This is a genomic window from Pigmentiphaga kullae (assembly GCF_004216695.1).
GTDB classification, from domain to species: domain Bacteria; phylum Pseudomonadota; class Gammaproteobacteria; order Burkholderiales; family Burkholderiaceae_B; genus Pigmentiphaga; species Pigmentiphaga kullae.
Genome location: NZ_SGXC01000001.1, coordinates 1,780,642 through 1,793,834 on the forward strand (window position 1 = coordinate 1,780,642; position 13,193 = coordinate 1,793,834).

Genomic DNA, 13,193 nt, shown 5'->3' on the forward strand with positions numbered 1-13,193 from the left:
CACAGATGACTCAAGAGGCGCTTCGCCCCCTGAAATAGTCGGGTCCGGCTCCTACCCAGGGCGCCGCGGATCCGGCTCCGCCGGTCCGCCAGCGCCGCCCCCTTGAGGGGGCCCGCGTAAGCGGGTACGGGGTGGTCTAAACTCTCGCCATGCATCAATGGCTGGAATCCTCCGTTCACTGGTTGCTCCACGCGCTGGCCCTGCCCGAGGTGGGGCTGTCGGCCGTTTTCCTGGTCAGTCTGGTATCGGCCACGCTGCTGCCCATGGGGTCCGAGCCGGCGGTGTTCGGCTACGTGAAGCTGGCGCCGCCGATGTTCTGGGTGGCGGTGCTGGTGGCGACGGCGGGCAATACCGTGGGCGGGGTGATCAGCTATTGGATGGGGGTGGGGGCCAAGCGGGCGGTGGAGCGCATCAAGGCGCGGCACGAGGCCCGGCATCCTCACGAACACGAGGCGGAGCCGGACGAGGGCGAGGCGCATGCGCCTACGCGGAAGGATCGATGGCACGCCTATGCCCACGCGTGGATAGAGCGGTTCGGCGCCAAGACGCTGCTGCTGTCGTGGGTGCCCCTGGTGGGGGATCCGCTGTGCGCGGTGGCGGGTTGGCTGCGCCTGGATTTCCGGGCCTGCGTGGTCTATATGGCCATCGGCAAGTTCGGGCGCTACGCCACGATGACCGCCGCGTTGCTGTGGGTGTTTCCCGATAAATAGCTGGAACAGGATCTGGACACATGACGACGCGGGTCTACGGACTGAACAATTGCGATACCTGCCGCAAGGCGCGTAAATGGCTGGCTGCCCAGGGGCTGGAGGCCGATTTCATCGATTACCGCGAGCATCCGGTGGGCGCGGACGCGCTGCGGAACTGGGCGGGGGAGGTGGGGGGCTGGGAGAAGCTGGTGAACCGGGCGTCCACGACCTGGCGCAACCTGCCGGAGGACCGCAAGCAGCCCGCCGGCGAGGCGCAGTGGCTGGCGCTGGTGGCCGAACATCCGACGCTGGTGAAGCGGCCGGTGCTGGTGACGGCGGACGGCGTGGCCAGCGTGGGGTTCTCGGAAACGAGCTGGGCGCGGCGCCTGGGCGTGGCTTCCTAGGCCCGCCGGCGGGGCGGATTCCCTCGCGTTCGACGCAATTCCCGCGAGATATGACCCTTTTCACGGGTCGGGAAAGGGGGGCGGCCCCGGCGAGAGGGCGGGGCAATCGGCTAGAATGGTCGGCTACCCTCGGGATGAAGTACAGCCCCCACCATGAACGCCCCTCTGCCCATCGCCCTCGCCCCTGCGCACGCACCGACCCGCCTGCGGGAGATTCCGTACAACTACACGTCGTTTTCCGACCGGGAAATCGTGCAGCGGCTGCTGGGCTCGCAGGCTTGGGAAATGCTGTGCGACCTGCGCGGGGAGCGCCGCACCGGCCGGTCGGCGCGCATGCTGTACGAGGTGCTGGGCGACATCTGGGTGGTGCGCCGCAATCCCTATCTGCAGGATGACCTGCTGGACAACCCCAAACGCCGCGGCCTGCTGGTCGAGGCGCTGAACCACCGGCTGCGCGAGGTCGAGCGCCGGCGCGAACCCGACGACGCCGAGCGCGACGGCAAGGTGGGCCGGCTGCTGGACATGGCGCGCAGCGCCGTGCGGGCCTTCGAGCAGGAGTTCAACGAGACCGCCGAACTGCGCCGCCGGGTGCAGAAGGTGCTGGGCCGCACGACGGCGCGCGACAACATCAAGTTCGACGGGCTGTCCCGGGTCTCGCACGTCACCGACGCCACCGACTGGCGGGTGGAATTCCCGTTCGTGGTGCTGACGCCCGACAGCGAGGACGAGATCGCCGCGCTGGTGCGTGGCTGTATCGAGCTGGGCCTGACCATCATCCCGCGCGGGGGCGGCACGGGCTATACCGGCGGCGCGGTGCCGCTGACCTGGAAGTCCGCCGTCATCAATACCGAGAAGCTCGAGACCCTGGGCGAAGTCACCGTCGGGCCGCTGCCTGGCGTGGACCGCGAGGTCGCCACGGTGTTCACCGGCGCGGGCGTGGTCACCAAGCGGGTGGCCGACGCGGCCGACAAGGCCGGTTTCGTGTTCGCCGTGGATCCCACCTCGGCCGAGGCCTCCTGCGTGGGCGGCAACGTCGCCATGAACGCCGGCGGCAAGAAGGCGGTGCTGTGGGGCACGGCGCTGGACAACCTGGCCTGGTGGCGCATGGTCGATCCCGAGGGCAACTGGCTGGAGGTCACGCGCCTCGAGCACAACCTGGGCAAGATCCACGACGTGGCGGTGGCACGCTTCGAGCTGAAGTGGTTCGACGGCGCCGGCAAGCCGGGCGAACACCTGCTGCGTACCGAGACGCTGGACATCCACGGCCGCGTGTTCCGCAAGGAAGGCCTGGGCAAGGACGTGACCGACAAGTTCCTGGCCGGCCTGCCGGGCGTGCAGAAGGAAGGCACCGACGGCCTGATCACGTCGGCGCGCTGGGTGCTGCACCGCATGCCCAAGCACGTGCGCACGGTCTGCATGGAGTTCTTCGGGCAGGCCCGCGACGCCATTCCGTCCATCGTCGAGGTCAAGGGCTACCTGGACGGCGAAGGGCGGGCGCGCGGCGCCATCCTGGCCGGCCTGGAGCACCTGGACGAGCGCTACCTGCGCGCGGTGGGCTATGCCACCAAGAGCAAGCGCGGCACGCTGCCCAAGATGGTCCTGATCGGCGACATCGTCGGCGACGACGAGGACGCCGTGGCCGTGGCCGCCAGCGAGGTCGTGCGGCTGGCCAATACCCGCCACGGCGAAGGCTTCGTCGCGGTCAGCGCCGAGGCCCGCAAGAAGTTCTGGCTGGACCGTTCGCGCACGGCCGCCATCGCGCGCCACACCAACGCCTTCAAGATCAACGAAGACGTGGTGATCCCGCTGCCGCGCATGGGCGAGTACACGGACGAGATCGAACGCATCAACATCGAGCTGTCGACCCGCAACAAGCTGAGGCTGATCGACCGGCTGGCCGAGTTCTTCGACGGCGAGCTGCCGGTGGGCAAGAGCGAGGACGGCGAGGGCGAGAAGCTGTCGCGCGAAGAGATCCTGGGCGACCGCGCCGTGCAGGCGCTGGAGCTGCTGGAGTCGGTGCGCGAGCGCTGGAACTGGATCCTGCGCAGCATGGACCTGCCGCTGGCCGACACGCTGGGCGAGTTCGCCCGCATCGGGCTGGGGCAACTGCTGCCGGCCCTGCAGGAGCGGCTGCAGGTGCAGCCCACGGCGCGCGTGTTCGACGTGGTGCAGGACCGCACGGTGCGCGTGTCCTGGAAGGCCGAGCTGAAGGCGCCGCTGTCGCGCATCTTCTCCGGCCAGGCCTGCGCGCCCATCCTGGTCCGGGCCCAGGAGATCCACGACAAGGAACTCAAGGGCCGGGTGTTCGTCGCGCTGCACATGCACGCGGGCGACGGCAACGTGCACACCAACATCCCCGTCAACTCCGACAACTACGAGATGCTGCAGGAGGCCAACGAGGCCGTCGCGCGCATCATGGACGTCGCGCGCAACCTGGACGGGGTGATCTCGGGGGAGCACGGCATCGGCATCACCAAGTACGAGTTCCTGTCCGAGGCCGAGCTGGCGCCGTTCCAGGACTACAAGCGCCGCATCGATCCGCACAACCGCTTCAACGCCGGCAAGCTGATGCCCGGCGGCGACCTGCGGCACGCGTATACGCCCAGCTTCAACCTGTTGGGGCACGAGTCGCTGATCATGCAGCAGAGCGACATCGGCGCGATTTCGCACGCCATCAAGGACTGCCTGCGCTGCGGCAAGTGCAAGCCCGTGTGCGCGACCCACGTGCCGCGCGCCAACCTGCTCTATTCCCCGCGCAACAAGATCCTGGCGACCTCGCTGCTGGTCGAGGCCTTCCTGTACGAAGAGCAGACGCGGCGCGGCATCAGCATCAAGCACTGGGAAGAATTCGAGGACGTGGCCGACCACTGCACGGTCTGCCACAAGTGCGAGAAGCCCTGTCCGGTGGACATCGACTTCGGCGACGTGTCCATGAACATGCGCAGCCTGCTGCGCCGCATGGGCCGCAAGTCGTTCAACCCGGGCACGGCCGCGGCCATGTTCTTCCTGAACGCCAAGGATCCGCGCACCATCAACGCCACGCGCAAGGCCATGGTCGACGTCGGCTACAAGGCGCAGCGCCTGGCCCACGACGTGCTGGCCAAGTTCGCGCGCAAGCAGACCGAACATCCGCCGGCCACGGTGGGCAAGCCGCCCATGCGGGAACAGGTGGTGCACTTCGTCAACAAGAAGATGCCCGGCAACCTGCCCAAGCAGGGCGCGCGCAAGCTGCTGGACATCGAGGACGCCAAGTACATCCCCATCATCCGCAACCCGCGCGCCACCTCGGCCGATACCGAGGCGGTGTTCTACTTCCCGGGCTGCGGATCCGAGCGGCTGTTCTCGCAGGTGGGCCTGGCGACCCAGGCCATGCTGTGGCATGCCGGCGTGCAGACCGTGCTGCCGCCGGGCTACCTGTGCTGCGGCTACCCGCAGCGCGGCAACGGCATGGACGACAAGGCGCAGAAGATCATCACCGACAACCGGGTGCTGTTCCACCGGATGTCGAACACGCTCAACTACCTCGACATCAAGACCGTCGTGGTCAGCTGCGGGACCTGCTACGACCAGCTGGCCGGCTACGAGTTCGAGAAGATCTTCCCGGGCTGCCGCCTGATCGACATCCACGAATACCTGCTGGAGAAGGGCGTCAAGCTCGAAGGCGTGACCGGCGCGCGGTACATGTACCACGATCCCTGCCATACGCCCATGAAGCTCCAGGATCCGATGAAGACGGTGCGGGCGCTGGTGGGCGAGGGCGTGGACAAGAGCGATCGCTGTTGCGGCGAGTCGGGCACGCTGGCGGTGACCCGCCCCGACATCTCCACGCAGATCCGCTTCCGCAAGGAAGAGGAACTGCGCAAGGGCGCCGACAAGCTGCGCGCCGACGGTTTCCAGGGCGAGGTCAAGGTGCTGACCTCCTGTCCGTCGTGCCTGCAGGGGCTCAGCCGCTACAACGACGACGCCAGCCTGGACGCGGACTACATCGTGGTCGAGATCGCCCGCCACGTGCTGGGGCAGCAGTGGATGGAGGACTACGTCAGGCGCGCCAACGACGGCGGCATCGAGCGGGTCCTGTTGTAGGCGCGGCATTGGGAACGGGCGCGCACGCACGGAAGGGCGAGCCATGAGGGAGCACCCGCTGCTGCCTCTGACGCCCGAGCCTGCCAGCGACGACGCCTCGCTCGAGGACTTCCGCATCTCCCAGCCGCTGGAAATCCTGACACTGCTCGGACGCATGGCCGAGCAGTCCGAAATCGTGGCCCTGGTTGCCGCCGACGGTGAGTCCTGCCTGTCGGCCATTGCCGGGGTGGACCGTGGCAGGCGCCTGTTGTGGCTGTTCGGCACCCGGGGCGATGCCCGCCTGGAACACCTGCTCGCTTCGCCATGGAAGGTGGCCGTCGGCTACCTGGACCACGTCAAGATCCAGTTTCGCGTCCACAACCTGCAATGGCTGCCCGGCGCCGACGGCGGCCGGCTGGCCTGCCTGCTGCCGCTGGAACTGTACCGCTTCCAGCGGCGCTCGTACTTCCGGGTTCGGCCGGCCGTCCATCCCGCGCCGGTGGTGCGGGCGCGCCGCGGCCAGGCCGACCCTCCCGTCGAATTGGAAGTGATCGACATCAGCATGACCGGGGTCGGCTTGCTGCTGCCGTCCGGCAGCCTGCCTTTTCCCGTGGGCACGCCGCTGCCGCGCGCGACGCTGGTCCTGGGGCCCGCGATCCGGCTGCGGGTGGACCTGAAGGTGATGCATGTCACGCCGCGCCGGGCGCCGGAGCAGGGCCATCACATGGGCTGCACCCTGGACGGCCTGGACGAGGACGGCCTGCGGGCCCTGCAGCATTTCATCAGCCAGGCGCAGCTGCGCCAGAGCGGTTCGTCATGACCACCAAGGTGTTTCCGAGATGAGTTCTCCCGCCGATTCCTGCCCCCTTTGCGCCAGCGACGGCGCGCCGGCCGTGTGGCGCGACGACCGGCTGCGCGTGATCGCCGTCGACGATGCGGACTATCCGGGCTACGTGCGCGTGATCTGGTGCACCCACGCGGCGGAGATGACCGACCTGGACGACGAGGACCGGCTGCACGTGATGCGGGTGGTGCTGGAGGTGGAGGCCGTCATGCGCGATCACATGCGGCCCGACAAGGTCAACCTGGCCGCGCTGGGGAACATGGTGCCCCACCTGCACTGGCACGTCATTCCGCGCTGGCGCGGCGACCGCCATTTTCCCGATGCGATCTGGGCCGCGCCCCGGGTCGCGCCGGGCGCCGAGCCCGAGGCGTTCCGCGAACTGACCCGGGCAGCGGCGCTGCGCGTGCCCGAGTTCCACCGCCGCCTGCAGGAACGCCTGGCGGTGCGCTTCCTGCCTTCGCCTTAGAGCAGGTCGCAGCGCACCGTCATCGGCAGCGCGCGCAGCGCGTCCATCAGCGCCGCGTCGGCCTGGTTGCCGATATCGGTCAGCACATAGCCGATCGGACCTTTGGTCTGCAGTTGCTGGCTGCAGATGTTGATCTTGCGCTCGGCGAAGACCGCGTTGAGCAGGGCCAGCGCGCCCGGTTCGTTGCGATGCACGTGCAGGATGCGCGAGGTGCCCGCCAGGTCCTGGTGGGACAGCTCGGGGAAGTTCACCGCGCCCTTGGTCGTGCCGCCCTGGATGAAGCGCACCAGCTTCTCGGCCACTTCCTTGCCGATGTTTTCCTGCGATTCGACCGTGCTGCCGCCGATGTGCGGCGTCAGGATGACGTTGGGCAGGCCGATCAGCGGGCTCTTGAGCGGTTCGTCCACGCTCTTGGGCTCGACCGGGAACACGTCCAGCGCGGCGCCCCGCAGCAGGCCGGCATCCAGCGCGGCCCGCAGGGCATCGATGTCGACCACGGTGCCGCGCGAGGCGTTGATCAGGATGGCGCCGCGCTTCATCTGCGACAGCGTGGCCTCGTTGATGATGTTTTCCGTGGAGCGGCCACCGGGCACGTGCAGGGTCACCACGTCGGACTCGGCCAGCAGCGCGGACAGGTCGGGGTAGGCGCGGGCGTTGCCCAGCGGCAGCTTGGCCTCGACATCGTGGAAGATGACCCGCATGCCGAGGGCCTCGGCCAGGATGCCGACCTGCGAGCCGATGTTGCCGTAGCCGATGATGCCCAGGGTCTTGCCGCGTGCCTCGTAGGCGCCGGTCGCGCTTTTGTCCCAGTGGCCCTGGTGCACGCGCAGGTTCTTCTCGGGGATCCGGCGCAGCAGCAGGATGGCCTCGGCCAGCACCAGTTCGGCCACCGAGCGCGTGTTGGAGAACGGCGCGTTGAAGACCGGCACGCCACGCTCCATCGCGGTGGCGAGATCGACCTGGTTGGTGCCTATGCAGAAGCAGCCGATGACGCGCAGGTCGGGCAGGCTGTCGATGATGCTCGCATCCAGGTGGGTGCGCGAGCGGATACCGACCACGCTGGCGCCCCGCAGGGCATCGCGCAGCGCGTCGGGCGGCAGGGCGCCGGCGTGGGTGGCGATGTCGCTGTAGCCCGCGGCGGCGAAGACCTCGACCGCGCTGGGGTGGATGTTCTCGAGCAAGACGATTTGTGCCATGGAAAGCAGCTCCGGCTGAAAGGCTGACGTCCTATGGTAACGCCTGGTCCGCCGGCGGACGGCCTTGAGCCTACGGGCGTCAGGGGTTCAGGCGCCCGCAATCCTACGCCACCCGGCTGTCGGGGAAATGCAGCGCGAAGGTGCTGCCCTGGCCTAGCTCGCTGGCGATTTCCAGTTCGGCGTCGTGCCGCATGGCGATGTGCTTGGTGATCGCCAGCCCCAGCCCCGTGCCGCCCGATTCGCGCGAACGGCTGCGGTCCACGCGGTAAAAGCGCTCGGTCAGGCGGGGCAGATGATGCGAGGCGATGCCTATGCCGGTGTCCTTCACGGAATAGCGGGCATCGCCGTCGGCTTCGCGCCGCCACCGCACCGTGATGTGGCCGCCCTCGGGCGTGTAGCGCACGGCGTTGATCAGCAGGTTGGAGATGGCCGACGCGAGCTCGGTGCCGGTGCCCAGGACGTCCAGGCCTTCGTCGATCTCGCCGACGATCTCGTGGCGGCCGCCCGACAGGGCGCGCGCCTGGCTCAGGGCCGTTTCGATCAGGGCCGGCATGTTCACCGGCTGCGGGTCGGTGGTGGGGGACGATTCCAGGGTGGACAGGGTCAGCAGGTCGGCCACGATGGCCTGCATGCGCTGGGCCTGGTCCAGCATCAGTTTCATGTACTGTTCGCGCTGCTCGTCGCTCAGCGCTTCGGTGGGCATGTCGCGCAGCGTTTCCAGGAAGCCCGAGAGCACCGTCAGCGGCGTGCGCAGCTCGTGCGAGACGTTGGCGACGAAATCGCGGCGAGTGGTTTCCAGCCGTTCGATCTGTGTCACGTCGCGCGTCAGCAGCATGCGCTGGTGCTTGTTGTACGAGATGAGCTGCACCATCAGCAGGCGATCGCCGCCGCCGGGGCTGCGCACCAGGCGCGGCGCGGGCCAGTCTTCCTGGCGGGCGTAGTTCACGAACTCGGGGGCCCGCACCAGGTTCAGCAGGCTCTGGCCGCGATCGGCCGGCAGGCGCAGGCCCAGGTGCTGGCGGGCGATGCGGTTGCACCAGTCGATGTGGAATTCCTTGTCCAGCGTGACCAGTCCGTCGGGCAGCGCCTGGGCGGCGGCGAAGAAGCCCTGCACGTTCCCTTCCAGCATCGCGAGCTGGCGTTCCTGGTTGCGCAGGTGCCGGTAGATGCGGGCCAGGGCTTCGTCCCACGAGCCCGCCGAGGGCGGCGGCGGCCGTTGCAGGTCGTTGGTCCAGCGCGTGACGCGCGAGAGCTGCCAGATATGCCAGACCAGCAGCGTGCCCAGGCCGAAACTGAAGACGGCCCAGCCGAAACTGCCCGTGATCGGCCGCGTCAGGGCCGCCAGGCCGGCCCACAAGAGGACGACGATGAGGTTGCGTATCCAGACCATGGAGCGAATTGTCGCATTGCCCGGAGCCCGGACCCTGCCGTCTTTTATGGTTTTTTTGTGAATTTTCCCGGGCACGGCGGATCCGGCTCCGCCGGTCCGCCCGTGCCGCCCCCTGGGGGGCGCGCGTCAGCGCGTAGGGGGGTTATTGGACTACAGGATGGGCGGTGAAGCGGTAGCCGCTGCCGCGCACGGTCTCGACGTGGCCGTCGTGCTTGCTGGGCTCGAGGGCCTTGCGCAGGCGCCGGATGTGCACGTCCACCGTGCGCTCCTCGACGAAGACGTGGTCGCCCCACACCTGGTCCAGCAGTTGCGAACGCGAGAACACGCGCTCGGGGTGGGTCATGAAGAAGTGCAGCAGGCGGAACTCGGTGGGGCCGATGTTCAGGGTCACGCCGTTGCCGTTGAGCCGGTGGGTGACCGGATCCAGCCGCAGCCCGGCGACGTCGATCAGGTCGTCGGTCAACTGGGGCGCGCGCCGCCGCAGGACGGCCTTGATGCGGGCCATCAGCTCCTTGGGCGAGAACGGTTTGGTGATGTAGTCATCGGCGCCGGCCTCCAGGCCGTCGACCTTGTCCTGCTCGGCGCCCTTGGCGGTGAGCATGATGATGGGAACGGCCTTGGTGCGCTCCTCGGTCCGCAGCTTGCGGGCCAGCGATACGCCCGAGGTGCCGGGCAGCATCCAATCGAGCAGGATCAGGTCGGGGAGTTCGGCCCGGATCAGGGTCTGGGCCTGTTCGGCGTCAGCCGCGCGCAGGACCTTGTGGCCCGCGAAGGACAGGTTGACCGAGACCAGCTCCTGGATGGCCGGTTCGTCTTCGACGACTAAAATGGTGCTGGACATGGGTATGCCGGTTGGGTTGCTGAAGCATGTCCATAGTATGGCGGTATTGTTTCAGGTATGTGACATGATTCGGCCCCTGGGAAGGCCGCCGGGCGCGGCCGCGGCCCCCATCGGCTACCATGGAGTCCCTACGCGAGAACAACATGGCTGGCCTGGACAAGAATACCCCTCTTCCCACCAATATCGTCGTGCACCGGCAGTCCCGGACGCTGGAGGTCGCCTTCGACGACGGCAGCAGTTTCCGGCTGCCTTTCGAGCTGCTGCGCGTCTACAGCCCCTCGGCCGAGGTCCGCGGCCACGGGCCGGGCCAGGAGACCCTGCAGGTGGGCAAGCGCGACGTGGATCTCGTCTCGCTTGAACCGGTGGGCAACTACGCGGTCCAGCCCCGGTTTTCCGACGGGCATACGACCGGAATCTATTCGTGGGACATCCTGTATGCGCTGGGCCGCGACCAGGACCGCCTGTGGGCGGAGTATCTCGCCGCGCTGGAGGCGGCGGGGGCCTCGCGGGATCCCGAGCCCCAGGGCGGGATGGCAACAACCGAAGTACGCCGTGAAGGTAAGCAATGAGCGATAAGCAGCACCCCTCCGCGCCGGCCGGCGACACGCCGCCGGGCACGACCCATTTCGGCTTCCAGCAGGTGGCCGAGACCGACAAGGCGCGCAAGGTGGCCGAGGTCTTCCACTCGGTGGCCGCGCGCTACGACGTCATGAACGACCTGATGTCCGGCGGCATGCACCGGGCCTGGAAGGTTTTCACCGTGGCCCGCGCCGGCGTGCGGCCGGGCATGAAGGTGCTGGACATCGCGGGCGGCACCGGCGACCTGGCCAAGGCATTCGCCCGGCGCGCCGGCCCCACCGGCGAGGTCTGGCTGACCGACATCAACGATTCCATGCTGCGCGTGGGGCGGGACCGGATGCTGGATGCGGGGCTGATGCTGCCCACCGCCGTCTGCGACGCCGAGAAGCTGCCCTTCCCGGACGGCTATTTCGACCGGGTCTCGGTGGCGTTCGGGCTGCGCAACATGACCCACAAGGATCGGGCGCTGGCCGAGATGGCACGGGTGCTGCGCCCCGGCGGCAAGCTGCTGGTGCTGGAGTTCTCCCGGGTCGCCAGGCCGCTGCGGGCGGCCTACGACTGGTATTCGTTCAATATCCTGCCCTGGCTGGGGCGCAAGGTGGCCCAGGACGAGGCCAGCTACCGTTACCTGGCCGAATCCATCCGCATGCACCCGGACCAGGACACCCTGGCCGGGATGCTGGAACAGGCGGGCCTGGCGCGTGTCCAATATTTCAACCTGACCGCCGGGGTGGTCGCCCTGCACGAGGGCGTGCGGCTGTAGCTTCCCTTGTTGCAAATTCCTTCGCGAATCGGGGGCGTTCCGACTGGCGATTTGCGCCGTAGTCCGTTAAATTTCAGCTTATTGTCAGGAAAGGCTGCTACGACCGCCCGTCTGCGGGGACGTCGCGGCGCCGGGCATCCCCACCTGGCAGCAATGGCGCCCACGCTGCCCGGCAGACCCGGCATCGGGACCGGCAGGACGGCGCCACGACATTGATTACAGGAGAATCCACACAATGTCCCGACGATTTTTTTCCAGGTTCATCCCGGCTCTGGTCATCGCCGTCTCCACGGTGGCGATGCTGGGTGTCTCGCATGACGCCCTGGCCAAGCGCCTGGGCGGGGGCGGCAGCATGGGCCGCCAGTCCAGCAACGTGACGCAGCGGCAGGCCACGCCGCCGGCGCGTACGCCCCAGCAGAACCAGCAGGCCGCGCCGTCGGCGGCGCCTGCCGCCGCGGGGGCCGCTGCGGGCGCCACCGCCGCGCGCAGCGGCATGTCGCGCTGGCTGGGTCCCATCGCCGGCATCGCCGCCGGCCTGGGCCTGGCGGCCCTGCTGTCGCATCTGGGCCTGGGCGCGGCCGCGGCCGAGTTCATCGGCAGCCTGCTGCTCATCGCGCTGGCCGTCTTCGCCGTGCTGTTCATCGTTCGCCGGCTGCGCGGCGTCGGCCAGCAGCCGGCGCTCCAAAGCGCGGGCAACAGCCGCTTCCAGCAGCGCAACGAGCCGCCCGCCACCATGGCGCGCGAATCGGTGGCGCCCGCGGCCGCCGCGCCGTCGGCCGCTCCTGCCGCTTCCGTCGCCGCCGCGGGTCCTGCCCCCACCGGCGAGTGGGGCATTCCCAGCGATTTCGACACCGCGAACTTCCTCAGCCACGCGAAGAACTACTTCGTGCAGCTGCAAGGCGTCTGGGACCGCGGCGACGTGAACGAACTGCGCGACCTGGTCACCGACGACCTGCTGGCCGAACTCAGCCAGCAGATCGGCCAGCGCCAGGGCCAGAACGTGACCGAGGTGGTGCTGCTGAACGCGGAACTGCTCGGCATCGAGACCGTCTCCGACGGCCATCTGGCCAGCGTCCGCTTCTCCGGCATGCTGCGCGAGGCCCCTGGCACCGAGGCGTTCCGCTTCGAGGAAGTCTGGAACCTGTTCAAGCCCAACGACGGTGGCTGGCTGCTGGCCGGCGTGCAGCAGATCCCGGTGCAGGAACACAACCGGTAAACTTGCGGGGTCGAACCCCGTGGAACGCCCGTCCTCGGACGGGCGTTTTTGTTTTTCATTGGTAGGCCGGATCGCCGGTCGGTTCTCCCTACTGGTTTCCGCCTTGCATCCTATGCCCGTGTCCCTGCCGTACTCTTCCGCCGCCGCCATCCGGGCGATCGACACGCTGCTGCTGCGCGAGCCCTGGGCCCGCGAGCGGCTGCGCCCGCATGCCGGCAAGACGGCCTGCCTGGCCGCCGGTTCCCTGCGTGTGGTGCTGACGGTCACTCCGCAGGGCCTGGTCGAGGCCGCGGCGGCCGAGGCCGTGCCCGACGTGACGCTGACCGTGGACGGCGGCAGGCTGCCGGAACTGTTGTCGGGCGATGCCGCCCGCCGGATGGGGGCGGTGCGCATCGAGGGCGATGCGGCGCTGGCCCACGTGCTGGGAGACCTGGCGCGGGACCTGCGCTGGGACGTGGAAGAGGACCTGGCCGGGATCGTCGGCGACATACCCGCCGCCCGCCTGGTCCGTACGGCGCGCGGCGTGGCGGACGGGCTGCGCGCCGGCGCCTGGCGGCTGGCCGAGAACGTGGCGGAGTACCTGACCGAGGAAAGCGGGGCGGTGGCGTCCTCGCACGCGCTGCAAGCCTGGGGAGGCGAGGTGCGGCGCCTGCGCGACGACGCCGAGCGCGCGGGCAAGCGGGTCGAGCACCTGCGGGCGCGGCTGGCCCGGCTCGAAACCCGCCCGGGCGCGGAGGGCTAGG

At 68.9% G+C, this 13,193-nt stretch carries 12 protein-coding genes; 9 read left to right on the plus strand and 3 right to left on the minus strand.

What is annotated here, in order from left to right:
• The first annotated feature begins 149 nt into the window (after positions 1 to 149).
• From EV675_RS08765 to EV675_RS08785, 5 genes are all read left to right on the plus strand, one after another.
• Positions 150 to 710 (plus strand): YqaA family protein, encoded by a 561-nt coding sequence (locus EV675_RS08765; protein WP_130356884.1) that lies wholly within the window; start codon positions 150 to 152, stop codon positions 708 to 710.
• A 20-nt stretch (positions 711 to 730) separates the two neighbouring features.
• The gene (locus EV675_RS08770) at positions 731 to 1,093 is read left to right on the plus strand and encodes an arsenate reductase (RefSeq protein WP_130356885.1); all 363 of its coding nucleotides are present in this window, start codon (positions 731 to 733) and stop codon (positions 1,091 to 1,093) included.
• Between the two features lie 153 nt (positions 1,094 to 1,246).
• Entirely contained in the window at positions 1,247 to 5,176 is a 3,930-nt protein-coding gene (locus EV675_RS08775; RefSeq protein WP_130356886.1) for an FAD/FMN-binding oxidoreductase, read from the plus strand.
• A 43-nt stretch (positions 5,177 to 5,219) separates the two neighbouring features.
• A complete protein-coding gene (locus EV675_RS08780) occupies positions 5,220 to 5,975 on the plus strand; it encodes a flagellar brake protein (protein ID WP_130356887.1) in 756 nt (251 codons plus the stop codon).
• Between the two features lie 19 nt (positions 5,976 to 5,994).
• On the plus strand, positions 5,995 to 6,465 hold the full coding sequence (locus EV675_RS08785) for an HIT family protein (RefSeq protein WP_130356888.1): 471 nt from the start codon (positions 5,995 to 5,997) through the stop codon (positions 6,463 to 6,465).
• Here the strand turns inward: EV675_RS08785 and serA are convergent.
• From serA to phoB, 3 genes are all read right to left on the minus strand, one after another.
• Entirely contained in the window at positions 6,462 to 7,661 is a 1,200-nt protein-coding gene (gene serA, locus EV675_RS08790; RefSeq protein WP_130356889.1) for a phosphoglycerate dehydrogenase, read from the minus strand. The two genes, EV675_RS08785 and serA, sit on opposite strands and share 4 nt — an antisense overlap.
• A 103-nt stretch (positions 7,662 to 7,764) precedes the next feature.
• Entirely contained in the window at positions 7,765 to 9,051 is a 1,287-nt protein-coding gene (phoR, locus tag EV675_RS08795) for a phosphate regulon sensor histidine kinase PhoR (RefSeq protein WP_130356890.1), read from the minus strand.
• A gap of 142 nt (positions 9,052 to 9,193) precedes the next feature.
• Positions 9,194 to 9,892, minus strand: a complete 699-nt coding sequence (phoB, locus tag EV675_RS08800; RefSeq protein WP_130356891.1) for a phosphate regulon transcriptional regulator PhoB — start codon at positions 9,890 to 9,892, stop codon at positions 9,194 to 9,196.
• Positions 9,893 to 10,035: 143 nt separating this feature from the next.
• Between phoB and EV675_RS08805 the strand changes: the two genes are divergently transcribed.
• From EV675_RS08805 to EV675_RS08820, 4 genes are all read left to right on the plus strand, one after another.
• Positions 10,036 to 10,461, plus strand: a complete 426-nt coding sequence (locus tag EV675_RS08805; RefSeq protein WP_130356892.1) for a gamma-butyrobetaine hydroxylase family protein — start codon at positions 10,036 to 10,038, stop codon at positions 10,459 to 10,461.
• Positions 10,458 to 11,234, plus strand: coding sequence for a bifunctional demethylmenaquinone methyltransferase/2-methoxy-6-polyprenyl-1,4-benzoquinol methylase UbiE (gene ubiE / locus EV675_RS08810; RefSeq protein WP_130356893.1), 777 nt, complete (start codon positions 10,458 to 10,460; stop codon positions 11,232 to 11,234). Before EV675_RS08805 ends, ubiE begins: the two co-directional genes overlap by 4 nt.
• Positions 11,235 to 11,469: 235 nt before the next feature.
• Entirely contained in the window at positions 11,470 to 12,450 is a 981-nt protein-coding gene (locus tag EV675_RS08815) for a Tim44 domain-containing protein (RefSeq protein WP_130356894.1), read from the plus strand.
• Between the two features lie 112 nt (positions 12,451 to 12,562).
• Positions 12,563 to 13,192, plus strand: coding sequence for a ubiquinone biosynthesis accessory factor UbiJ (locus tag EV675_RS08820; RefSeq protein ID WP_242621430.1), 630 nt, complete (start codon positions 12,563 to 12,565; stop codon positions 13,190 to 13,192).
• Position 13,193: the final 1 nt, after the last annotated feature.